We start from the raw sequence: 21,921 nt of genomic DNA, 5'->3' as shown, positions 1-21,921 counted from the left end.
CCGGTTTCATCTGTTTCACGTGAAACAGATGAAACCGGCACACCTGGCCGTCTCTGCGCAGCGACCTGCGTGTACGACGGATGACCGGGCGCGTTGCGGCGGCGTGCGCGTAGACGAGCGACCCGCGCGACGGCGGCGAACCTACAGCTCCTTGCGGAACTCCTCCGACACCTTCAGGAAGATGTCGTTCGCCTCGCTCTCCCCGACCGTCACCCGCACGCCCTCACCCGGGAACGGCCGGATGACCACGCCGGCACGCTCGCAGGCGTCGGCGAAGGCGACCGTGCGCTCCCCCAGGCGCAGCCACACGAAGTTGGCCTGGGTCTCCGGCACCGTCCAGCCCTGCCCGCGCAGTGCGTCGACCACGCGCGTGCGCTCACACACCAGCGAACCGACCCGGCCGATCAGCTCGTCCTCCGCCCGCAGAGAGGCGATCGCCGCCTCCTGCGCGATCTGGCTCACGCCGAAGGGCACCGCCGTCTTGCGCAGCGCCGCCGCCACCGGCTCATGGGCGATCGCGAAGCCGACCCGCAGGCCGGCGAGTCCGTATGCCTTGGAAAAGGTGCGCAGGACACAGACGTTGGGCCGCTCACGGTAGATCTCGACACCGTCCGGCACCTCGGGGTCGCGGATGAACTCGCGGTAGGCCTCGTCGAGGACCACCAGCACATCGCTCGGCACCCGGTCGAGGAAGCCTTCCAACTCCTCGCGCCGCACCATCGTGCCCGTCGGGTTGTTGGGATTGCAGACGAAGATCAGCCGGGTCCGGTCGGTGATAGCGGCCGCCATCGCGTCCAGGTCGTGCACGTCACCCGGCGTCAGCGGCACCTTCACAGACGTCGCGCCACTGACCTGCGTAATGATCGGGTACGCCTCGAAGGAGCGCCAGGCGTAGATCACCTCGTCGCCCGGGCCCGAGGTCGCCTGGATCAGTTGCTGGGCCACGCCCACCGAGCCCGTCCCGGTGGCCAGGTGAGTCAGGGGCACCCCGAACCGGTCCGCCAGTTCGCTCATCAGGAACGTACAGGCCATGTCCGGGTACCGGTTGAAGGACGCGGCCGCGGCCGTCACCGTCTCCATCACGCCCGGCAGCGGCGGATAGGGGTTCTCGTTGGAGGACAGCTTGTAGGCCACCGGGCCGTCGGCCGCAGCGGGCTTTCCCGGCTTGTAGGTGGGAATACCCTCCAGTTCGGCGCGCAGCTTGGGGCTCGTCTCGCTCACCGCAGTCCTCCTCGTGACCACCACCGGAATCGAATACTTCTTACCCTATGAGGATTCGGCGCCGCTGCGTATAGGCGAGGCCAGACCTCGTCCGTCACACTCGCGCCACGGGAATCGGGGGCATCAGCACATGAAGGCGCACGATTCGGGGGCGCGCCGCACATATATCTACGCGCCGGTGGCTCACGCCGTAGCGCGCATCCCCCGTGCAGGTGAGTTGAGACCTCTTCGCAACATCCGCCACTTGGCAGGTCCTCACTGTCCGACACACCAGGTACAGGGGTGCTCAAGTCCAAGTGGCTTGGTTTCCGAGGCTATTACACCCTAGTGATCTTGCAGAAACGTGACTGTCAACGCATGCATATGCGTCCGCCCTACCCCACCCCATGAGCCCTACTATCGGCTCGCCATGACAGCAGCAGGGAAGCACCAGGTGAGCCGCGCGGAAACCTCACGTCGAGGCAGCCGGCCGGGCCGGGCGGGCATCAGGGACGTGGCCGCCGCCGCCGGAGTATCCATCACTACCGTCTCCGATGCCCTCAACGGCAAGGGCCGACTCCCGGATGCCACCCGGCGCCATGTGCGCGAGGTCGCCGACCGACTGGGCTACCGGCCCTCGGCCGCCGCCCGCACGCTGCGCACCGGCAAGTCCGGACTCATCGGCCTGACCGTCACCACGTACGGGGATGAACCTTTCACCTTCACCGAGTTCGCGTACTTCGCCGAGATGGCGCGTGCCGCCACGTCCGCGGCGCTCGCCCGTGGCTACGCCCTCGTCATCCTTCCGGCGACCTCGCGCCACGACGTGTGGTCCAACGTCGCCCTCGACGGCACGGTCGTCATCGACCCCTCGGACCACGACCCGGTCGTCAGCGAACTGGTACGCCAGGGTTTACCGGTCGTCTCCGACGGACGCCCGGCCGGCTCACTCCCCGTCACCGCCTGGGTCGACAACGACCACGAGGCCGCCGTCCTCGGCATCCTCGACCACCTGGCCGACGCCGGCGCCCGCAGGATCGGCCTGCTCACCGGCACGACGACCGACACGTACACCCATCTGTCGACCACCGCCTACCTGCGTTGGTGCGAGCGCGTCGGCCAGGCCCCGGTCTACGAGGCCTACCCGGCCCACGATCCGTGTGCCGGCGCGGTCGCCGCCGACCGGCTGCTCGCCCGCCCCGACCGGCCCGACGCCGTCTACGGCCTGTTCGACCCGAACGGCACCGACCTGCTCGCCGCCGCCCGCCGCTACGGGCTGCGCGTCCCGGAGGACCTGCTGCTGGTCTGCTGCAGCGAATCCACCGTGTACGCCAGCACCGAGCCACCCATCACGACCCTCTCACTGAAACCCCGCCGCATCGGCACGGCGGTGATCCAGGTCCTCATCGACGCCATCGAGGGGCTCGACTCGGACCAGCCGGTCGAGCAGGTGATACCGACCGAACTGATCGTGCGTACGTCGTCGCAGCGCCGCCCGCCCCGTACGACCGTCAGCCCTCCGCGGTCACCCGAGGGCGAGTAGGGCCGCCTCGGGGAACGCGGGGCCGGCCGACGCGGGAGCGGCGGGAGCATGAGCAAGTGCCATGCGGGGCCGAGGGCCGTGCCACCCAGGCACGGGTGCAGCCCCGCGGAGGCACGGCGGCATGCCGCGCGGAACGACGACGGGGAGTTCGGGGGCAGCGCCCGGCTCGTCCGGGGCCTGCCGATCCGCCGTCGCGGGCGGGGCAAGCCGGGCTCAATCAGGGCGAAAGCCACAGTGAACCGGAGTCCTGTCCTGATTCACCACCCCTGGGTCATCACACAGCGCGATCCGCATTCCTATGATGGGCCCACACACCGCGGGCCGCTGCGACCAGGCAGTCCGAAGCGGTGCAGATGCGGCGCGATGGTGGAGGGGTCGATGACTCAGGGGGCCGGTCAGGGACCCGAGGTGGAGCGGACGGCGACGGTACGCGACTTCCGGGTGCCCGCGTACGTCCACGAGACCACTCCGTACGCCGCCACCGGCACGCGCGCGGGAGAAGCCACTCCGCCCTCCGAGGAGGGGTACGAGGAAGCCCTCCCGGAGGGGTACACACCCACTCAGCGGGATCTGCCCGTCATCCGTCGGGGTGACACGGTCCAGGTGATCGTCGACCCCGAGCCGGTCCCGGCGCAGCAGCCCTCCAGGGGCCAGGGCCCACTGTTCGTCGTCGGCGACGTGCACGGCTACCTCGACGAGCTGCTGGCCGCCCTTCGGGAGAAGGGCCTCATCGACGCCGCCGGGCAGTGGTGCGCGGGCACCTCCCGCCTGTGGTTCCTCGGTGACTTCACGGACCGCGGCCCGGACGGTATCGGCGTCATCGACCTGGTGATGCGGCTGTCCGCCGAAGCCGCGGCGGCCGGTGGCTACTGCAAGGCGCTGATGGGCAACCACGAGCTGCTGCTGCTCGGCGCCAAGCGGTTCGGCGACACGCCCGTCAACTCCGGCGCGGGCACCGCCACCTTCCAGGCGGCCTGGCTGCTGAACGGCGGTCAGAAGACCGACATGGACCGACTGCAGGACCACCACCTGCAGTGGATGGCCCGTCTCGACGCCATGGAAGAGGTCGACGACCACCTCCTGGTCCACTCGGACGCCACCACCTACCTCGACTACGGCCGCTCCATCGAGGAGGTCAACGACACCGTCCGCGAGGCGCTCACACGCAACGACGCGGAAGAGGTGTGGGACCTGTTCCGCAAGTTCACCAAGCGCTTCTCCTTCCGCGACGAGGGCGGCGCCGACGCCGTGCGCTCCCTGCTGGACACGTACGGCGGCACGCGGATCGTGCACGGACACAGCCCCATCCCCTACCTGCTGGGCGAGGTCGGCTCCGAGGACGGCGAGGACGACACCCGTACAGCGGTGGAAGGACCTCACGTCTACGCGGACGGACTGGCCATCGCGATGGACGGCGGCGTGACCATGGCCGGAAAGCTGCTGGTCCAGCAACTGCCGCTCGACGCCTGACGGTTCACCGGACCGATCGCACCGCGGTCACGTCCGCACACGTCGGCACCCAATTTCTGGAAACCCCCTGTCACCACCCACCGTCACCGCTCTACCATCGGCTTATCCGTAGCAGGCTCCCCTCCGTTTCTGCCCGACGGCTCGTTGGCATGCGAGCCCCAAGCCCTACGGAGCATCGGGGGATGCACATGAACAGCGTTCCGCAGTACCTGTCGAACGAGGACCGCAAGGAGTACGAGCGGATCCTCGACGAGGCGCTGCGCTCCGCACCACACCGCCCGGAACTGGCCGCTGTCGGACGGCGGCTCAAGCCCGAACAACTGCGCACCATGGCACTCAACGCCACCGCCCTCATCACGGCGGCGGCCACGACCGAGTACCAGCACTACGTGAAGGTCCGCGAGGAACTGCGCCATCCGGCACCGTCCGCCCCGTCGTCGTCCACGCGCGAGTCCGGCTCCGACGAGCCGGGCACGAGCGCGGTGGGGTTCGCCGCCACCATGGGCGAGGTCGCCGAGGCGGCCGGCGCGGGTGCCGTCGCAGTCGTCGCCGTCCTGGCACCCGTCCTGGCCGGCACCGCCGCGGCGATCTTCCTGCTCGTCGGGTACATCCTGAAGATGCTCGATCCAGGGCAGGCCTTCGCACAGACCATGCTCGCCACCGGATGGGTGTTCGGCGCCGTGACCGCGGTGGCGATCCTCGTCGCCGCGGTGGGCCTGCTGCTCACCGCGCTGCGCAACCGCCCCTCCGCCGAGTCCCACTTCTACGACGAACGCGACGAGGAAGTGGTCCGGGCCAGGAATGCCTGGCACGACGCCCTGCTGGAACGCGGCATCCTGCCGTTCCTGCGCGAGGCACTGGCCGACCCGAGCACGGCGGCACTGCACCGTACGGGCCTGGCAAGGCCGAGCAGCCGCATGCCGCACCTCGGCTACGGCCGTCCCGGCTTCACGAGCCCCGACGGCGGCCCCGAGGCCGGTCCGCGTCCGCGCTACTCGAGTCCGGACTACAGCAGCCCGGACTTCGGCGGCCCGGAACACCGGCCCGAATAGCCACCGGCCCGGGCGGGCAAAGGATCAGAGGATGCCCGCCCGGCCGGCGGCAGTGATCCACAACGGGAACTCGGACAGCAGACGGTCGTACAGCTCCGGGTCCGGGACGGTGCTGATGTCGTCCACGGCGAAGAAACCGACGTTGTCGACGCGGCGGCCCGGCAGAGTGTCGAACCGCTCGAGGACCCCGTAGTTGGACCGCCCGAGACCCACGAACTGCCAGAAGACGGGCTCCTCCACCGCTTCCCGCAGCTCCCGCTCGATGTCGGCGTTGCGGTAGACACCACCGTCGGAGAAGAACAGCACCAGGGTCGGAGCCGACGCCGGGTTGTCCCGGACATAGGCCCGGATCTCGGCGATCACCTTCTGCTCCTCGTTCTGGATGCCGACCGCCCGCATGTCGACCTGCTCGGGGTGCAGGCCCTTCTTCCGACCACGGCGGAACAGGCTGATCTCTCCCACGCGTACGTGCAGACGGAGCCACTCGGGAAGCTCACCCAGGCGCAGGTCGGGCAGCCGGGCGGGATTCGAGGCGAAGGTCCATGCCTGCATCTCACCGTCGTCATCCAGCTGCGCGGCCACGGCGGCCATCCGCTCCACGACGTCCGTGACCACGCCCTTGGAGTAGAGGAAGGACATGGACCCGGAGGCGTCTAGGACCAGGATGACGCGCGCGGTGGCACCTGCCGCCCCGTGCTTGGTCAGGCTGACCGCGACCTGTTCCTTGCGCAGGGACAGCCGCTTGCGCATGTCCACGGGAAGCTGTTCCTCGCCCTTGGTGAGGCGGGGGCCGGAGTCGGTGGTCGCCTGCGGCGGGGCCGTCACCGTGGGCGGAGCAGTCGGAGCGGACGGCGCAGACGGAGCCGTCGATACGGGCGGTGGCGGGGACACCGGTGACGCCGGGGGCGGGGACTGCGCGGGAGCCGCTGTCGTGGACGGGGCGGGGGGCGCGGCAGCCGGGGGAGTGTCGTCCACACTGATGCCGAAGTCGGTGGCCAGCCCCGCGAGGCCGGTGGCGTATCCCTGCCCGACCGCACGGAACTTCCACTTCCCCTGGCGCCGGTACAGCTCGCCGCCGACCATGGCGGTCTCCGTCCCGGCCGTGATGTCGAACCGGGCCAGCTCGGTGCGGTTCCCGGCGTCCAGCAGGCGCAGGGACAGCCCCGGAACCTGACCGAACGTCCCGCCGTCAGCCGAGGCACACAGGGCGATGCGGTCGACGGTCGGTTCCACCGAGCGCAGGTCCACCTCGACGGCGTCGGTCGTGACACCCGCGCCGGAACCGTGGCCGTCCTGCTTGCCCAGATACCCCACCGCGTCGGAAGCGTGGCGAGGCTGGTTGTAGAAGACGAAGTCACCGTCGTCCCGCACCCGTCCGGCCGTGGTGAGCAGCAGCGCGGAGGCATCGACCTCCGGCACCCCCGGACCGGCGGACCAGACGAGTTCGGCACGCACCGCGGGAGAGTCGATGGCGAGGTTGGCGCCCTTGCTCAGGGAGGTGGCTGTCATGCGCCCAGTCTGCCCAGCCGAACCCCTCGGTGGGGAGGGGGCAGGCCCCGGCGACCGCTCCTGCCCGCCCGACCTTCCTACGGCTGGGTGTCCCGACAGAGGCAACGCCGCGCCCAGGGCCGGACGGATACCGGCGCTACGCGGCCGCCGGCTCGTCCGGTGTGGTGGTCCCTCCCGGAAAGCCATCGGTCCCCGGCTCACACTGAGCGCCCCGCCACACCTACACGGGACGGCTCAGCGTGAGGTCGGAGCGGAGGGTGCTCAGTCGGCCAGCGGCAGATACACCCGGTTCCCGCTTGCCGCGAACTCCTTCGACTTCTGGGCCATGCCCGCCTCGATCTCCGCCTTGCTGCCTCCGTGGTCACGTCGGATGTCGTGCGAGATCTTCATCGAGCAGAACTTCGGCCCGCACATGGAGCAGAAGTGGGCCGTCTTGGCGGGCTCGGCCGGCAGCGTCTCGTCGTGGAACTCCCGTGCCGTATCCGGGTCGAGGGCCAGATTGAACTGGTCCTCCCACCGGAACTCGAAGCGGGCGTCCGACAGTGCGTCGTCCCACTCCTGCGCGCCTGGGTGCCCCTTGGCGAGGTCGGCGGCATGGGCGGCGATCTTGTAGGTGATGACCCCGGTCTTGACGTCGTCACGGTTGGGCAGGCCCAAATGTTCCTTGGGCGTGACGTAGCAGAGCATGGCCGTGCCCCACCAGGCGATCATCGCGGCACCGATGCCGGAGGTGATGTGGTCGTACGCCGGCGCGACGTCCGTCGTCAGGGGGCCGAGCGTATAGAACGGAGCTTCATCGCAGATCTCCTGCTGAAGGTCGATGTTCTCCTTGATCTTGTGCATCGGGACGTGGCCCGGGCCCTCGATCATGGTCTGTACGTTCAAACGTTTGGCGATCCGGTTGAGTTCCCCGAGCGTGCGCAACTCGGCGAACTGCGCCTCGTCGTTGGCGTCCGCGATCGAGCCCGGCCGCAGGCCGTCGCCGAGTGAGTACGTGACGTCGTAGGCGGCGAGGATCTCGCAGAGCTCCTCGAAGTTGTCATAGAGGAACGACTCCCTGTGGTGCGCCAGGCACCATGCCGCCATGATCGAGCCGCCACGCGAGACGATGCCGGTCTTGCGGTTCGCGGTGAGCGGCACATACGCCAGGCGCACTCCGGCGTGGACCGTCATGTAGTCCACACCCTGCTCGGCCTGCTCGATGACGGTGTCCCTGTAGATTTCCCAGGTCAGCGCCTCCGCCCGGCCGTCCACCTTCTCCAGGGCCTGGTAGAGCGGCACTGTCCCGATGGGAACGGGGGAGTTGCGCAGCACCCACTCGCGCGTGGTGTGGATGTTGCGGCCTGTGGACAGGTCCATGACGGTGTCGGCACCCCACCGGGTCGCCCAGGTCATCTTGTCGACCTCCTCCTCGATGGAGGACGTCACCGCGGAGTTGCCGATGTTGGCGTTGACCTTCACCAGGAACCGCTTGCCGATGATCATCGGCTCGATCTCCGGGTGGTTGACGTTGGCGGGGAGTACGGCCCGGCCGGCTGCAATCTCCTCACGGACCACTTCCGGCGAGACGCCCTCCCTCACGGCCACGTACTCCATCTCGGGCGTGATCTCGCCCCTGCGTGCGTACGCGAGCTGCGTGACGGCGTCGCCGCCCCTCCCCCTGCGCGGCTGACGCGGCCGTCCGGGGAAGACGGCGTCGAGGTTGCGCAGGCCGCCGCGCGGAGAGGTGTGCTTGATTCCGTCGTCCTCGGGACGAACGGGGCGGCCCGCGTACTCCTCGGTGTCGCCGCGGGCAATGATCCAGTTCTCACGCAGCGGAGACAGCCCCCTGCGGACGTCCGTGTCGACGTGCGGATCGGTGTACGGGCCCGACGTGTCGTACAGCGTGACCGACTGCCCGTTGGTGAGGCGCACCTGCCGGACCGGCACGCGCAGGTCGGGGCGCGAGCCCTCGACGTACGCCTTGTGCCAGCCGATGGACTCTCCGGCCTCTGTGGGCTCCTCCTGGGCGGAGTTCTGCGTGGAGGCAGGCGTGCGTGCGTCCTTGATGGTCATGAGACCTACTCCCTACGCCGGCATTACCCGGTAACAGGTTCGGCGGTCGACGCAGCGGCTTCCGTCTGCTGACGCTTCGTGGGGAACGTCACTCGGATTCGGTGACGTTTCCCGTGAAACATCGCTGGGACGGAGGTCAGCGCCCTCTCAGCCCGGTGCTCCGAGCTCCCGCGTGTACAAAGGTGCCTCCACGCTAGCGTCAATTCGGGCGCGGTGAACAGAGGGCCTCCCAGGTTCTTGCGATGATCGGCCGGTGACCACACCGCAGCATCCCCCGTTTCCGCCGCACGAGCCCCGCCCGGGACCGAGTGCCGAGGACCACAATGGCCGCGTAGCCGGGCACGCCCCCGTCGGCCGTCACAACGCGGGCAGTGGCAGACATGACACGAGCGACGGGCACAGTGCGGGCAGTGGGCACGGTGCCGGAGACGGTGGTTCCGGGGGACACGGGGGCGGGGGCGGTGGCGGGCATACGCACGGGCACGGGCACGGGCACGGGCACGGGCCGGCGGCGCCCGTCTCCCGGCACCTGAGAAAGGTCATCGCCGCGGTACTCATCCCGTTCGCCACGGCCGTGCTGATCGGGCTCGCGGTGCTGTGGCCGGGCGGTGCCCCGCCGCACGAACGCACCGGAGTGGGCTTCGACCGGCAGACGGAGAAGGGCACAGTCACCAAGGTGGTCGAACTGAGCTGCCAGTCCGTCAACGCCTCGGGCGTCCCCCCGACCGGCGACACCTCCACCGCCGAGGGCTCCTCCGCGGTGCAGCAGGCGAACGGCGACTGCAAGCGGGCGACGATCCGCGTCGACAGCGGCGGCGACAAGGGCCGTACGTTCACCGAGATCGTGCAGCCGGACCAGTCACGGCAGTTGCGGGAGGGGCAGAAGGTCGTGGTCGCCTACGAGCCCTCCGCGCCAAAGGACCTGCAGTACTCGGTGACCGACATCAACCGTCGGCTCCCGTTGGCCCTCCTCGCCGGCATCTTCGCCCTCGCCGTCGTGGTCGTCGGACGGCTGCGGGGCCTCATGGCCCTGGTCTCGCTGGCCATGAGCTTCCTGCTGCTGAACTTCTTCATCCTGCCCGCGATCCTGCAGGGGTCGAACCCGCTGGCCGTGGCGGTGGTCGGGGCCAGCGCCATCATGCTGATCGCGCTGTATCTGTGCCACGGCCTGTCGGCCCGTACATCCGTGGCGGTACTCGGCACCCTGATCTCGTTGCTGCTGATCGGCGTTCTCGGATCGCTGTTCATCGACTGGGCCGCGCTGACCGGGAACACGGACGACAACACCGGCCTCATCCACGGCCTGTACCCGACGATCGACATGAGCGGCCTACTGCTCGCCGGGGTCATCATCGGCTCACTCGGTGTCCTCGACGACGTGACGGTCACCCAGACATCGGCCGTCTGGGAACTGCACGAGGCCAACCCGACGATGGGCCGGCGCGCGCTGTACCGCGCGGGCATCCGTATCGGGCGGGACCACATCGCCTCGGTCGTCAACACGCTGGTCCTCGCCTACGCGGGTGCCGCGCTGCCGCTGCTGCTGCTGTTCTCGATCGCGCAGAGCGGGGTGGGGATGGTCGCCAACAGCGAGTTGGTCGCGGAGGAGATCGTGCGCACACTGGTCGGCTCCATCGGCCTGGTGGCGTCCGTCCCGGTCACCACGGCGCTCGCGGCCCTCGTCGTGTCGGCCGACCGGCCGGGCGGCAATCGACCGGTCGACCGTCCGGTGGCACAGGCCTCTGGGACGACGCCGGATACCGGTGCGGCTCCCGTTCGCGGACGGGGTCGCCGCCGTAAGCGCTGACTCAGCGCCGACCGGCCCTGGCGAAGCGTTACGCCACCGCCGTGGAGCTGACGTAACGGTTCAGCCCGCGCTCTGCTCCTCCGCCAGGATGCGGTCCAGGGCCTCGTCGAGGTGGGCGTCGAAGTCGGCGAGCGCGCCCTCCTGTCCCAGAGGGACCAGCTTGTCGGTCCGGTCGAGGAACGCCACCAGGGGTGCCGCAGACGAACGGAACAGCGCCTGGTCGCTGCCGACCTGAAGCCTGATCAGCACCTCGGCCAGCGGCTCGGGATCGACCGGGGCGATACGCACGTCACCGTCGCCGCACGGCCGGCCCACCCCGTCGACCAGCAACTCCCGGCCGAAGGCCCAGGTCACCGGCGCGTCCCCGGGCAGATGGAAGGTCAGTCGCACGGCGTAGGGATCACAGGTCTCGTAGCGCAGCTCCACGGGAATGCGGAAAGAGAGTTCCTCGGACACGAGAAAGCTCATCATGACCTCTGCCTGTACGGACTCGCCCATCGCCTACCCCGTCATTCGCCGTCGACTGTCCGGGAATCAAACCTCTAACACTGATGGCATCTTGCTTAACGTACACACCAGATCACAAGGAGTGAGTTTTCAGATACTGATAGAGATCGCGAGTGACCCCAGAAGCCGTCCCACCTCATGCTGCAGCCGGTCCGCCGCGGACAGCAGCCGACCGGCCTGTTGGAGAGGGAGGGAAATGGCCATCGTCGCCGCCGTGGTGCCGACGGTGATCGGGATCGCCGCGCACACCGTCCCCAGGGCATACTCCTGGCGTTCGGTCACCGGCGTCATCCGCCGCACGCGTTCCATTCGCTTCAGCAGACTGTGGCCGTCGCGCACCGAGTACGGCGTGACCGGCTGCACGGGGTACCGGTCCAGGTGGTCACGGCGGGCATCCTCGTCCAGCTGCGACAGCAGGCACTGCCCGATGGCGTGCGCGTGCCCGGTCTCTCGGAAATCCGCCCACTCCTCCACCGCCGGATTGCCCGGTGTGTCGGAGACGCACCTGATCTCGATCTCGCCGTCGCGGTACATGGCGTAATAGACGGGGACGCCGATCGTGTCGCGCATGTGCGCCAGCGCGTCGACCACCGTGCTGCGACGTTTCTGCTCTGCTCCGCTGCTGCTCAGCCGCTCGGCGGCCTCGCCGAGGAAGAACAGCCCCTTCTCACGGCGCAGGTATCCCTCGTGCACCAGAGTGCGCAGCAGGTGGTACGCCGTGGGCAGTGCCAGGCCCGCCTCACGGGCCAGTTGCTTGGCGGGGGCTCCGTACTCGTGCTCGGCGACGCACTCCAGAAGGCGCATCGCCCGCTGCACGGAGCCGATGAGAGTCGCGGTCGGAGGGTCCGCGGAGGAAGCCCTGGCGGGTGTCCGAGGCGTCGAGTGGGGCTGCACGGGCAGTGCGTGCAGCGGAACGAATGCGGTGTCAGCCGTGGCCAAGGGGCACTCCCGGAACGCGAGGGGGCAGCCCGTGCGGGGAACACGGGTGGGGGTGTACGCCACTCACGGGGTCGCCCCCGCGTGGAGTTCCGGACTCTAATCGCCGATCACCGCTCGCCGACGGCCCGTCCGGGAAACTTCCCTCGCGCGAGGGAACCGGCTATTCCTGTTACCGCCGCCGGTTCCCCACGGCTCTCACCAGTCGCTGCGTGACGAAGAACTCGACATGAACTTGCGTACGACGTAGATCAGTCCGCCGACGAGTGCGACGAAGACCAGCAGCTTGAACAGCAGTCCGATCACGAAGCCGACCACACTGGCGATCAGCCCGCCGAACACGACCAGGGCGATGACCGGCACCGCGATCCACTTCACCCACCATGGCAGTCCCGTGAAGATCTCTCGCATCGCCCTCGTCCTTACCTTTCCGCCCGTTCGAGTGCCGGGTCCTCGGGTGGCCCGGTATCCCTCTGGGAATCTTCTGTTGTCCTGCACTCGATGCTAGGGCCGCGAGGGTCCCGGCAGGGCCCTCGCATCCCTTGTCTCCCCCTGACCGATCCCCTAGGGAACCCCGGGGGGCGCGGCTCAGCTCTCGGGCGGAGAGAACACCACCAGAACCCGCAGGTCCTCGCTGATGTGATGGAACTTGTGCGCGACCCCGGCCGGCACGTACACCACACTGCCGCGGGCGACCTGGGTCGTCTCCATGCCCACGGTGATCGCGGCCCGCCCGCTCACCACGAAGTACACCTCGTCCTGCCCGTGCGGCTGCTGCGGGTCGGCCGTACCCGCGTCGAGGGCGTACAGACCGACCGACATGTTCCGTTCGCGCAGGAACTGCAGGTAGGCACCGTCGTTGGCGGCACGCTCCGCCTCCAGTTCGTCCAGCCGGAATGCCTTCATCGCCTCGTCCGCCCCTGCCTCACCGTTCGTTTCCGATCGCGTCTGCCACGATCAGACACATGAAGAATTTTCTAGTCAAGACGATCGCCAACGCCGGCGCCCTCGCGGTCGCCGTGTGGCTGCTCGACAAGATCACCCTGACCGGAGGCAGCACCGGCGAGAAGACCGCCACCCTCATCGTCGTCGCACTGGTGTTCGGCCTGGTGAACATGCTGGCCAAGCCGATCGTGCAGCTACTGACCTTCCCACTGTTCATCCTGACCCTCGGGCTGTTCACGCTGGTGGTCAACGCGCTGATGCTGTTGCTCACATCGTGGCTGGCCGACAAGCTCGACCTGAGCTTCCACGTCGACGGCTTCTGGACCGCCGTCCTGGGCGGACTGATCATCTCAATCGTCTCCTGGGCCCTCAACGCGTTCCTGCCCGACAAGGACTGATCCCGATGACCTACCGCGTCTGCTTCGTGTGCACGGGCAACATCTGCCGCTCTCCGATGGCCGAGGCCGTCTTCCACGCGCGCGTGGTGGACGCCGGGCTGGACGGCCTGGTCGAGGCCGACAGCGCCGGCACCGACGGCTGGCACGAGGGCGAGGGCGCCGATCCCCGCGCCGTGACCGTCCTGGAGGAGAACGGCTACGGCGTCGCCCACACGGCCCGCCAGTTCCAACCGTCCTGGTTTTCCCGCCTCGACCTCGTCGTCGCCCTCGACACCGGCCACCTGCGGGCCCTGCGCCGCCTCGCGCCCACAGAGCAGGACGCGGTCAAGGTGCGGCTGCTGCGCTCCTACGACGCCGCCGCCGACCGTGGCGATCTCGACGTGCCCGACCCCTATTACGGGGGAGTCGACGGCTTCGGGGAATGCCTTGAAATGGTGGAGACGGCGAGCACCGGGCTGCTCGCCGCGGTGCGCGAGCAAGTGGAAGGACGGGCGGCATGAGCGATCCCGCCACGAACGACGGAGCCGGTACGGGCGCGAGGGGGGTCCCTGCCGGCGCCGGGCACGGCACGCGTGCGGTACGGGCCGGACTGCCCGATCCCGTCAAGCACGAGCCGACGCTGCCCGGCCCCGTGTTCGCCGCCCACTTCCATCTGCCGGGCGAGCCGACCGGGCCGTACACCTACGGCCGCGACGAGAATCCGACCTGGACACTCCTCGAGCGCGCCGTCGGTGAGCTGGAGGCGCCCGGGCAGGACGACGTCGAGACACTCGTGTTCGCCTCCGGCATGGCCGCGATCTCCTCGGTGCTCTTCTCGCAGCTGCGTGCCGGTGACGCGGCCGTCCTGCCCGACGACGGCTACCAGGCGCTGCCGCTGGTCCGGGCCCAGCTGGAGGCGTACGGCATCGAGGTACGCACCGCGCCGACCGGCGGGGACGCCCAGCTCGACATCCTGGACGGAGCAAAACTGCTGTGGATCGAGACGCCGTCGAACCCCGGGCTCGACGTGTGCGACGTCCGACGGCTCGTCAGGGCGGCCCATGCGTGTGGCGCCCTGGTCGCCGTCGACAACACGCTCGCCACGCCCCTCGGACAGCGACCGCTGGAGCTCGGTGCCGACTTCTCGGTAGCCAGCGGCACCAAGCAGCTCACCGGCCACGGTGACGTCCTGCTGGGTTACGTGGCCGGCCGCGACGCCGATGCAATGGCCGCCGTAAGGCGCTGGCGCAAGATCGTCGGTGCGATCCCCGGCCCCATGGAGGCCTGGCTCGCACACCGTTCGATCGCCACCCTCCAGCTGCGTGTGGACCGGCAGAACGCCACCGCGCTCAAGGTGGCCGAAGCCCTCCGGACGCGGCCCGAGGTCACCGGACTGCGGTACCCGGGGCTGCCCGACGACCCCTCGCACACCGTCGCCTCGCAGCAGATGATGCGCTTTGGGTGCGTCGTCTCCTTCACACTGTCCACGCGCGCCCGTGCCGATCGTTTTCTCGACGCGCTGCGGCTCGTGGACGACGCGACCAGCTTCGGCGGGGTCCGGTCCACGGCCGAGCGGCGCGGACGCTGGGGCGGCGACGCGGTGCCGGAAGGCTTCGTCCGGCTGTCGGTCGGCGCGGAGGACCCCGAGGACCTGATCGCTGATCTGCTGCGCGCGCTGGAGGAATCGGCGAACTGACCGCGGCCGCACAGCGACCGTACCGTGTCCGGCCGGGTACGACGAACGGTCCGAGCCTCCCCCCTCGTGGCTCGGACCGCCCTCCGTTTCCGCGCGTGAAGAACCGCGGAGTCAAGGCTAGTTGACTCCGCGTCAGTGTCCAATCACAGTAACGACAGCGACCTATCGACATATTTATAGTTGAGCGCGGCCGACGGGCTGGAGGAGGACGGTGGAGGGGGAGGATTTCTCGTGGACCTGGCCTTGCTGCGCACTTTCGTGACCGTGCACCGAGCCGGTTCCTTCACCCGCGCGGCAGCCCTGCTCGGCGTCTCCCAGCCTGCCGTCACCTCACAGATCCGCACTCTGGAACGGCAGCTCGGGCGCCCCCTGTTTCTGCGGCAGGCCCGCGGCGTCACCCCGACGACCATCGGTGACGAACTCGCCCACAAGGCCGCCCCACACCTCGACGCCCTGGTGGAGATCGCCGAAAGCGGGGTGGACGACGACTCCTCGCTGAGGACTTTGCATCTCGCCGGCCCTCCCGAGTTCACCGCCGAGCGGGCACTTCCCGTACTCACGGAGCTCACCGGCGAGGACGGACAGGTCTTCGCCCTGCGCGCTTCGTTCGGCAACGCCGAGGAGGCCCTCGAGGGCCTGGCCGCCGGGCGTCACGATTTGGCCATCGGCACGGCCCGGCCACGCGGTTCGCTCCTCACGGCGACTCCGCTCTGCGACGAGGAGCATGTCCTGGTCGCCGCGCCACGCTGGGCGGAGCGGACCGGCGCCGCAGAGCTCCGCCTCACCGTCGCACCTGCTCTGAAACACATTCCCGTCGTCGAGGTGCACGAGTCGCTGCCCTTTGTCGCCCGCTACTGGGCGTCCGTCTTCGACACCCGCCCTGCCGCCCCTGGCACGGTCATCGCCCCCGACCTGCGTGCGGTACTCGCCTGTACGGTCGCGGGGGCCGGGCTCGCCGTACTGCCCCGCTACCTGTGCGCCGAGGCACTGGAGCGCGGTGCCGTCGTCGCTCTGCATGACCCGGCGGTACCACCGCTGCGCACCTACTTCCTGGTGGTGCGTACCGGCACGTTGGCGATGCCGCACATTGCCCGCGCCCATGAGGGGCTGCTGCGGGCGGCCGCCGACTGGAACTGAGCCAACGGGTTCGCGCGGTGAGCGCCCAGATGTTTCACGTGGAACCAGCCGGGCCACATCTTCCCCATGACCGTCCGACCCGTGGTCAAGCGCACCGCCCGCGCCGTTCTCCTGGACGGCGACCACCTGATCCTGATCAAGCGCACCAAGCCCGGTGTCGATCCCTACTGGGTCACTCCCGGAGGAGGAGTGGAGCCGGATGACAACACCGTCGTGGACGCCCTGCATCGCGAGGTGTACGAGGAACTCGGCGCCAAGATCACCGACGTGGTCCCGTGTTTCGTGGACACGGTGGAACACATCGGTGAGGACGAGGGCGCGACCGGCGTGAAGGTGCAGCACTTCTTCGTCTGCCACCTGGAGTCCATGGATCCGGCTCTGCGTCACGGCCCCGAGGTCGACGAGCCCGCCGGTGAGTACGAGATCGTCAGGGTGCCGTTCACCCGGGTCGGGATTGCCTCCGTCCACCTCGTACCGCTGTCGCTGCGGCACTACCTGGACGGCAACATCGAGGGTGTGCGTGCCATGCACGCCCCTGACCTGGACTGACACCGGCGAGGGGCTGCCGACCGCCGCCGCGTCCAGCGGATGACGGGCCGCTGTGCGCTCGGCCACAGCATGGCCAAAAGATCGCGTGTTCCACCGGAAAGTGGTGGACGCGGACCACTGTTGTCGGACAGCCTGACCTGCGTGCCGACACCTTCCCTCGCCTCTCTGCCGATCCGCCGTCTGACGCTCCGCGATCTCAGCGCATGCGCCGACCTGTCCGAAGACCGGGGGTGGCTGCGCGAGGAGCACAAGTGGGGATTCCTCCTCACAGCCGGGAAGGGCTACGGCATCGACGACCCGGAAGGCGGTCTTGTCAGCGCCTGCACCGTCACCGAGTACGGGCCGCGGGAACAGCCCTCCCTCGCCGCCATCGGCATGGTGCTGGTCGCCGAGCGGCACGCCCGCCAAGGCGTCGGACGTCGGCTGATGCGTCACGTCGTCTCCGCGCTGGGCCCCACTCCCCTGACCCTCCACGCGACTCCGTACGGCCGGCCGCTCTACGAGGAGCTCGGCTTCAAGGCCACCGGCCGGGTGGAGATGGTACGCGGACGCTTCGCTCCGGGCGGACCCGCACCCCGGGTCGCCACGCGCGCGGCCACGGCCGAGGACCTCACCGCGATCCTTCGGCTCGACGAGGAGGTGTTCGGCGCCGACCGCACCCACATCATCACGCGGCTGCCGGCCTTCGCCGACAAGCTGCGTGTCGCCGAGGAGCACGGCCGACTCATCGGTTACGCCGCCGCCTGGCCCAATATGGACACCCACGTCGTAGGCCCCCTGATCGCCCGCGACACGGAGACGGCCAAGGCGCTCATCGGCTCCCTCGCCGCGCGCACCGACCGCCCGCTGCGCACGGACATCGACGTACGGCACGAGGAGTTGCTGGCCTGGGCGAAGGCGCACGGCCTCGCCTCCCTCGCGCCCAACGTGGTCATGACGTACGGAATCGCCGAGCTGCCCGGAGACTGGAACCGGCGGTTCGCGCCGCTCACGGTGGCGGCGGGCTGACCGCGGCGGGCCGTCTCTCGTTGGCAACGGCGTCGGGTACGACGAAGCCGGTTCTCCGTAAGGCGCGTGGCGGTGTACGGATGCGCCGCTCGTGATGAACAGCAGCGGGCCGGTCCACCGCCTTGGGCAACGTGGGGAAGAGGCCGCCGGGCCGGCTCGACGACCGAGGTCTGCCTGAGCGCTACCTGTGCCCCACCGGCCATCGCGGCATCTCCACCAACGCCACCGGGACCGGCATCAAGATGACGAGCGAGACGCGCCGCCTTGAGGCGAGCCCACGCCGTGCCGCCTTCCTGCTACCTCTGCGTAAGGTGCGGCCATGGGAGATCTTGAAGTACGCCCCACCACCGAGGACGACATCCCAGCGGTCGTCGCGATGCTCGCCGACGACCCCTTGGGCGCCCAACGGGAGTCACCGGACGACCTGGGCCCCTACCTGGTCGCGTTCGAGCGGCTCAGTACCGATCCGAACCAGCACCTCATCGTCGCAGTCCGCGACGACCGCGTCGTCGGCACCCTCCAGTTGACGATCATCCCCGGCCTGTCCCGGCGCGGCGCCACCCGATCCCTCATCGAGGGTGTCCGGGTCCACGCCGCCGAACGCGGCAGCGGGCTGGGCACCCAGCTCATCGAGTGGGCGGTCGACGAGTCCCGTCGGCAGGGCTGCCACCTGGTGCAGCTCACCTCCGACAAAACCCGTACGGACGCCCACCGCTTCTACGAGCGCCTCGGCTTCTCGGCCTCGCACACGGGCTTCAAGCTGCAGCTCTGAGTGGACGCTCCGCCTGAGCTGCTCTCCGTGGTGCCCTGTTTCACGTGAAACAGGGCACCACACCCACGGCTCCGGTCGAGATGCCTAGCCGATCCCTTGCCACCCCTTCGGGTCCACTCCTCCCGGCACAGGGGCCCCTTCGTCGTACGGCTGACGCGTGAACACGAACGACCCCAGATCCAGGTGACTCACGGAACCGTCCGGGCGCCGCACGGCTCGCAGGGATTCCCCGGCGTAGTAGCCCTCGAGCCCTGTCCACGTGCCCTCACCGTTCGCCCGGAAGCATGAGCGGCGGCCATAGCCCGACAGCGGCTCCAGCGAGACTCCCCCACCGGACATCAGCCGCAGGGCAAACGCCTGGGTCCCCCAGTACCACTGCCCGGCCAACTCCAACACAGAGGTGTCGACCTCCGGCAGGGGACGCCACGGTCCGGGGATCCGGGGCTCCGCCTCGGCGACGATGCGCACGAGATCGGCACCGACCCAGGCCGGCAGCGGCCCGGACGTGCAGTTGGTCAGTACCACCGCGGCAACGTCGTCCTCCACGCTGATGGTGAGGTTCGCCAGGAAACCCGGCAGGGAGCCGGAGTGCCCCACGAGCAGCCGTCCGTCCCAGCGCCGGAGCTGCAGACCGAGGCCGTACGCGGCTCCGTCCACAACATCCACGGCCTCGGTCGGCGCCGCGGGCTCTCGCATCTCGCGCACGGTCTCCGCGCTCAGCACCCTGTCGTCCCCCTTCGTCAGGAAGACGGCGAACCGTGCCAGGTCCGCGGTGGTGGACCATAGCTGCCCGGCAGGGGCCATCCGCCCGAGGTCTTCGGCAGGCTCGGCCATCAGCACATCCGCCCACGGATGTACCGCCCAGCCACCGGCGTGTGGCATCAGAGGGCGTCCGGTCGTGCGGCCCAGCCCCAGCGGTTCCAGCACCTCCCGCCGCAGGACCTCCTCCCACGGAGCGCCACGCACCTTCTCGACCAGCGCGCCGAGCAGGGTATAGCCGGGGTTCGAGTAATGGTGCCGACGGCCCGCCGGGTGCAGGAGTGGCTGCTTGCCCAGCACATCGGCAAGTTCGGGCCGCAGAGAACCCGGCGTGCGCTCCCACCACGGTGCGGGCGACTCGGCGGCCAACCCGCCCGAGTGCGCCAGCAACTCGGCGATGGTGGCCTCGCCCGCCCCGGTACCCGGCAGGTGCTTCTCCAGCGGGTCCCCGAGGTCGAGCACTCCCTCGTCACGCAGTCGCAGAACGAGAACAGCGGTGAACGTCTTGGTGATCGAGCCGATCCGGTACTGCACGTTCTCGTCCGGGCCGTGTCCTTCGACCGAGGTCCGGGCCCCGTGCCACACGGCACGCCCGTCCCGGACGACCGCGGCGACGAGCGACGGGGTGCGCCCTTCGGTCTGTGCCACGGCGATCCGGTGCAGCAGCGCCCGGCGGGTGGCGGGGAGCAACTCTTCCTGTTGTGTCGTCATGCTTCCAGTCCATCGGCCCGGGCATCCCAAGTCGAGCCGATTTCCCGTGCCGGGGATCAGGTCTGCGCCATGTCCACGAAACGCGAGTAGTGGCCCTGGAAGGCAACGGTGATCGTCGCCGTCGGGCCGTTACGGTGCTTGGCCACGATCAGGTCGGCCTCGCCCGCACGCGGTGACTCCTTCTCGTAGGCGTCCTCGCGGTGCAGCAGGATGACCATGTCGGCGTCCTGCTCGATGGATCCCGACTCACGCAGGTCGGAGACCATCGGCTTCTTGTCGGTGCGCTGCTCGGGGCCACGGTTCAGCTGGGAGAGCGCGATGACTGGCAGTTCCAGCTCCTTGGCCAGGAGCTTGAGGTTACGGGACATGTCCGAAACCTCCTGCTGACGGCTCTCCGCACGCTTGGAACCGCCGGACTGCATCAGCTGGAGGTAGTCGATGATGACCAGTTTGAGATCGTTGCGCTGCTTGAGACGGCGGCACTTGGCGCGGATCTCCATCATCGACAGGTTCGGAGAGTCGTCGATGTAGAGCGGAGCCGCCGAGACGTCCGGCATCCGGCGGGCCAGACGGGTCCAGTCATCGTCCGTCATCGTGCCGGACCGCATGTGGTGCAGCGCGACGCGAGCCTCGGCGGACAGCAGTCGCATCGCGATCTCGTTGCGCCCCATCTCGAGGGAGAAGATCACGCTCGGCAGGTTGTTCTTGATCGATGCGGCTCGCGCGAAGTCCAGCGCGAGGGTCGACTTGCCCATGGCGGGACGCGCCGCGATGACGATCATCTGGCCGGGGTGCAGGCCGTTGGTCAGCGAGTCGAAGTCCGTGAATCCCGTCGGCACACCGGTCATCTCGCCGCTGCGCGACCCGATCGCCTCGATCTCGTCGAGCGCGCCCTCCATGATGTCGCCGAGCGGCAGGTAGTCCTCGCTGGTGCGCTGCTCGGTGACGGCGTAGATCTCCGCCTGGGCACGGTTGACGATCTCGTCGACATCGTCGTCGGCCGCGTATCCCATCTGCGTGATCCGTGTGCCGGCTTCCACAAGACGGCGCAGGACGGCACGCTCGTGCACGATCTCCGCGTAGTACGCGGCGTTCGCTGCCGTCGGCACGGTCTGGACGAGGGTGTGCAGATACGAGGCCCCGCCGACCTTGTTGATCTCACCGCGCTTGGTGAGCTCGGCGGCGATCGTGATGGGGTCGGCCGGCTCGCCCTTGGCGTAGACGTCGAGGATGGCCTGGTACACCGTCTCGTGGGCCGGCTTGTAGAAGTCGTGGCCCTTGAGGATCTCGACGACGTCGGCGATGGCGTCCTTGGACAGAAGCATGCCGCCGAGGACGGACTGCTCGGCATCAAGGTCCTGCGGCGGCACCCGCTCGAACGACGGCCCGCCGCTGTCCCAAGCAGCGTGGTCCGGACCGCGCTCATGCTGATCGTCGCGGCCGCGGCCCCCGTCACTGCGGCGGCGGGAAGCGGGCAGACGATCGCTGGGACCGCTGTCGGCCCACGGGTCGTCCAAGGGCTCGGAAATGCTCACCGAGCCACCTCCTCCTGTCCGCCGAGCGGACCTCGCCGTGCCCTCATTTCTACGGCACGGCACTGACAAATAGGACGCCCAACTCCGGTTCTGACGCGTCGGCTTTGTGTCGGTTCACAAGTCGGCGGACGGAGCATGTGCCGGACCACCGTAGGCCTGCCGGCACCGTCAGCCAATCTGGTTATCCACAGGCCATGTGGACGACAGGCCAGATGCTGTGGAGAACTCGCCCAAACCTGTGCACGACCCAGTGGACAGCCCTGTGAACAAGCCCTCGACCTCACCTGGAAACCCACCCTGAGCTGCACCTTCACCATCCACTCCCTGTGCAGGAGAAAAACTTTCGCACTTGG

The 21,921-nt window shown here is 69.1% G+C and carries 20 protein-coding genes; 11 read left to right on the top strand and 9 right to left on the bottom strand.

Translation table 11 applies throughout. From position 1 onward, the window contains the following. Positions 1-141: 141 nt before the first annotated feature. Entirely contained in the window at positions 142-1,221 is a 1,080-nt protein-coding gene (hisC, locus tag ABEA26_RS19435; protein ID WP_345593873.1) for a histidinol-phosphate transaminase, read from the bottom strand. 409 nt (positions 1,222-1,630) lie between these two features. Between hisC and ABEA26_RS19430 the strand changes: the two genes are divergently transcribed. The 3 genes from ABEA26_RS19430 to ABEA26_RS19420 all read left to right on the top strand — a co-directional run bounded on the left by ABEA26_RS19430 (position 1,631) and on the right by ABEA26_RS19420 (position 5,265). After that, a complete protein-coding gene (locus ABEA26_RS19430; RefSeq protein WP_345593872.1) occupies positions 1,631-2,743 on the top strand; it encodes a LacI family DNA-binding transcriptional regulator in 1,113 nt (370 codons plus the stop codon). Positions 2,744-3,106: 363 nt separating this feature from the next. Then, positions 3,107-4,213 (top strand): Ser/Thr/Tyr protein phosphatase SppA, encoded by a 1,107-nt coding sequence (sppA, locus tag ABEA26_RS19425; RefSeq protein ID WP_345593871.1) that lies wholly within the window; start codon positions 3,107-3,109, stop codon positions 4,211-4,213. A gap of 182 nt (positions 4,214-4,395) precedes the next feature. Further along, entirely contained in the window at positions 4,396-5,265 is an 870-nt protein-coding gene (locus ABEA26_RS19420; RefSeq protein ID WP_345593869.1) for a hypothetical protein, read from the top strand. A gap of 24 nt (positions 5,266-5,289) precedes the next feature. On the opposite strand, the gene ABEA26_RS19415 is transcribed toward ABEA26_RS19420, so the two are convergent. Both ABEA26_RS19415 and thiC read right to left on the bottom strand, forming a co-directional pair. Next, on the bottom strand, positions 5,290-6,774 hold the full coding sequence (locus ABEA26_RS19415; RefSeq protein ID WP_345593867.1) for a VWA domain-containing protein: 1,485 nt from the start codon (positions 6,772-6,774) through the stop codon (positions 5,290-5,292). A gap of 261 nt (positions 6,775-7,035) precedes the next feature. Further along, positions 7,036-8,829 carry a phosphomethylpyrimidine synthase ThiC gene (gene thiC, locus ABEA26_RS19410; protein ID WP_345593865.1) on the bottom strand — a complete coding sequence of 598 codons (1,794 nt, stop codon included), beginning with the start codon at positions 8,827-8,829 and terminating at the stop codon, positions 7,036-7,038. Between the two features lie 253 nt (positions 8,830-9,082). Here thiC and ABEA26_RS19405 point away from each other — a divergent pair, with 253 nt between their 5' ends. After that, positions 9,083-10,636, top strand: a complete 1,554-nt coding sequence (locus tag ABEA26_RS19405) for a YibE/F family protein (protein WP_345593864.1) — start codon at positions 9,083-9,085, stop codon at positions 10,634-10,636. Between the two features lie 60 nt (positions 10,637-10,696). Here the strand turns inward: ABEA26_RS19405 and ABEA26_RS19400 are convergent, their stop codons facing one another. From ABEA26_RS19400 to ABEA26_RS19385, 4 genes are all read right to left on the bottom strand, one after another. After that, a complete protein-coding gene (locus ABEA26_RS19400; protein WP_055422101.1) occupies positions 10,697-11,134 on the bottom strand; it encodes an SsgA family sporulation/cell division regulator in 438 nt (145 codons plus the stop codon). A 99-nt stretch (positions 11,135-11,233) separates the two neighbouring features. After that, the gene (locus tag ABEA26_RS19395) at positions 11,234-11,959 is read right to left on the bottom strand and encodes an IclR family transcriptional regulator (RefSeq protein ID WP_345593861.1); all 726 of its coding nucleotides are present in this window, start codon (positions 11,957-11,959) and stop codon (positions 11,234-11,236) included. Between the two features lie 318 nt (positions 11,960-12,277). Continuing rightward, a complete protein-coding gene (locus ABEA26_RS19390) occupies positions 12,278-12,490 on the bottom strand; it encodes a DUF5326 family protein (protein WP_007388908.1) in 213 nt (70 codons plus the stop codon). 177 nt (positions 12,491-12,667) lie between these two features. Further along, positions 12,668-12,985 carry a cupin domain-containing protein gene (locus ABEA26_RS19385; RefSeq protein ID WP_279565173.1) on the bottom strand — a complete coding sequence of 106 codons (318 nt, stop codon included), beginning with the start codon at positions 12,983-12,985 and terminating at the stop codon, positions 12,668-12,670. A gap of 59 nt (positions 12,986-13,044) precedes the next feature. Here ABEA26_RS19385 and ABEA26_RS19380 point away from each other — a divergent pair, with 59 nt between their 5' ends. The 7 genes from ABEA26_RS19380 to ABEA26_RS19350 all read left to right on the top strand — a co-directional run bounded on the left by ABEA26_RS19380 (position 13,045) and on the right by ABEA26_RS19350 (position 18,563). Next, a complete protein-coding gene (locus tag ABEA26_RS19380; protein WP_345593858.1) occupies positions 13,045-13,422 on the top strand; it encodes a phage holin family protein in 378 nt (125 codons plus the stop codon). A 5-nt stretch (positions 13,423-13,427) separates the two neighbouring features. Beyond that, positions 13,428-13,922 carry a low molecular weight protein-tyrosine-phosphatase gene (locus ABEA26_RS19375; protein WP_345593856.1) on the top strand — a complete coding sequence of 165 codons (495 nt, stop codon included), beginning with the start codon at positions 13,428-13,430 and terminating at the stop codon, positions 13,920-13,922. Next, a complete protein-coding gene (locus tag ABEA26_RS19370) occupies positions 13,919-15,097 on the top strand; it encodes a cystathionine gamma-lyase (RefSeq protein WP_345593854.1) in 1,179 nt (392 codons plus the stop codon). The genes ABEA26_RS19375 and ABEA26_RS19370 overlap by 4 nt, the downstream gene beginning before the upstream one ends. Positions 15,098-15,328: 231 nt before the next feature. After that, on the top strand, positions 15,329-16,234 hold the full coding sequence (locus ABEA26_RS19365) for a LysR family transcriptional regulator (protein WP_345593852.1): 906 nt from the start codon (positions 15,329-15,331) through the stop codon (positions 16,232-16,234). Between the two features lie 66 nt (positions 16,235-16,300). Then, a complete protein-coding gene (locus ABEA26_RS19360; protein WP_345593850.1) occupies positions 16,301-16,783 on the top strand; it encodes an NUDIX domain-containing protein in 483 nt (160 codons plus the stop codon). 141 nt (positions 16,784-16,924) lie between these two features. Continuing rightward, positions 16,925-17,791 (top strand): GNAT family N-acetyltransferase, encoded by an 867-nt coding sequence (locus ABEA26_RS19355; protein ID WP_345593848.1) that lies wholly within the window; start codon positions 16,925-16,927, stop codon positions 17,789-17,791. A 319-nt stretch (positions 17,792-18,110) separates the two neighbouring features. Next, on the top strand, positions 18,111-18,563 hold the full coding sequence (locus ABEA26_RS19350) for a GNAT family N-acetyltransferase (protein WP_345593846.1): 453 nt from the start codon (positions 18,111-18,113) through the stop codon (positions 18,561-18,563). Positions 18,564-18,647: 84 nt separating this feature from the next. Here ABEA26_RS19350 and ABEA26_RS19345 read toward each other — a convergent pair whose 3' ends face one another. Next, the gene (locus tag ABEA26_RS19345) at positions 18,648-20,033 is read right to left on the bottom strand and encodes a serine hydrolase domain-containing protein (RefSeq protein ID WP_345593844.1); all 1,386 of its coding nucleotides are present in this window, start codon (positions 20,031-20,033) and stop codon (positions 18,648-18,650) included. Positions 20,034-20,089: 56 nt separating this feature from the next. Next, positions 20,090-21,568, bottom strand: coding sequence for a replicative DNA helicase (gene dnaB, locus ABEA26_RS19340; RefSeq protein WP_345593842.1), 1,479 nt, complete (start codon positions 21,566-21,568; stop codon positions 20,090-20,092). Positions 21,569-21,921 lie beyond the last annotated feature (353 nt).

The sequence above is a fragment of the Streptomyces marokkonensis genome (assembly GCF_039539045.1).
GTDB classification, from domain to species: Bacteria; Actinomycetota; Actinomycetes; order Streptomycetales; family Streptomycetaceae; genus Streptomyces; species Streptomyces marokkonensis.
This window is presented reverse-complemented; position numbering and strand designations above follow the sequence as displayed.

Excerpts from the sequence above, each read along its gene's own strand:
- ABEA26_RS19430 (WP_345593872.1), top strand. The coding sequence starts at position 1,631 with ATGACAGCAGCAGGGAAGCACCAGGTGAGCCGCGCGGAAACCTCACGT.
- sppA (WP_345593871.1), top strand. The coding sequence starts at position 3,107 with ATGGTGGAGGGGTCGATGACTCAGGGGGCCGGTCAGGGACCCGAGGTG.
- ABEA26_RS19420 (WP_345593869.1), top strand. The coding sequence starts at position 4,396 with ATGCACATGAACAGCGTTCCGCAGTACCTGTCGAACGAGGACCGCAAG.
- ABEA26_RS19415 (WP_345593867.1), bottom strand. The coding sequence starts at position 6,774 with ATGACAGCCACCTCCCTGAGCAAGGGCGCCAACCTCGCCATCGACTCT.
- thiC (WP_345593865.1), bottom strand. The coding sequence starts at position 8,829 with ATGACCATCAAGGACGCACGCACGCCTGCCTCCACGCAGAACTCCGCC.
- ABEA26_RS19400 (WP_055422101.1), bottom strand. The coding sequence starts at position 11,134 with ATGGGCGAGTCCGTACAGGCAGAGGTCATGATGAGCTTTCTCGTGTCC.
- ABEA26_RS19390 (WP_007388908.1), bottom strand. The coding sequence starts at position 12,490 with ATGCGAGAGATCTTCACGGGACTGCCATGGTGGGTGAAGTGGATCGCG.
- ABEA26_RS19385 (WP_279565173.1), bottom strand. The coding sequence starts at position 12,985 with ATGAAGGCATTCCGGCTGGACGAACTGGAGGCGGAGCGTGCCGCCAAC.
- ABEA26_RS19380 (WP_345593858.1), top strand. The coding sequence starts at position 13,045 with ATGAAGAATTTTCTAGTCAAGACGATCGCCAACGCCGGCGCCCTCGCG.
- ABEA26_RS19375 (WP_345593856.1), top strand. The coding sequence starts at position 13,428 with ATGACCTACCGCGTCTGCTTCGTGTGCACGGGCAACATCTGCCGCTCT.
- ABEA26_RS19370 (WP_345593854.1), top strand. The coding sequence starts at position 13,919 with ATGAGCGATCCCGCCACGAACGACGGAGCCGGTACGGGCGCGAGGGGG.
- ABEA26_RS19360 (WP_345593850.1), top strand. The coding sequence starts at position 16,301 with ATGACCGTCCGACCCGTGGTCAAGCGCACCGCCCGCGCCGTTCTCCTG.
- ABEA26_RS19350 (WP_345593846.1), top strand. The coding sequence starts at position 18,111 with ATGGGAGATCTTGAAGTACGCCCCACCACCGAGGACGACATCCCAGCG.
- ABEA26_RS19345 (WP_345593844.1), bottom strand. The coding sequence starts at position 20,033 with ATGACGACACAACAGGAAGAGTTGCTCCCCGCCACCCGCCGGGCGCTG.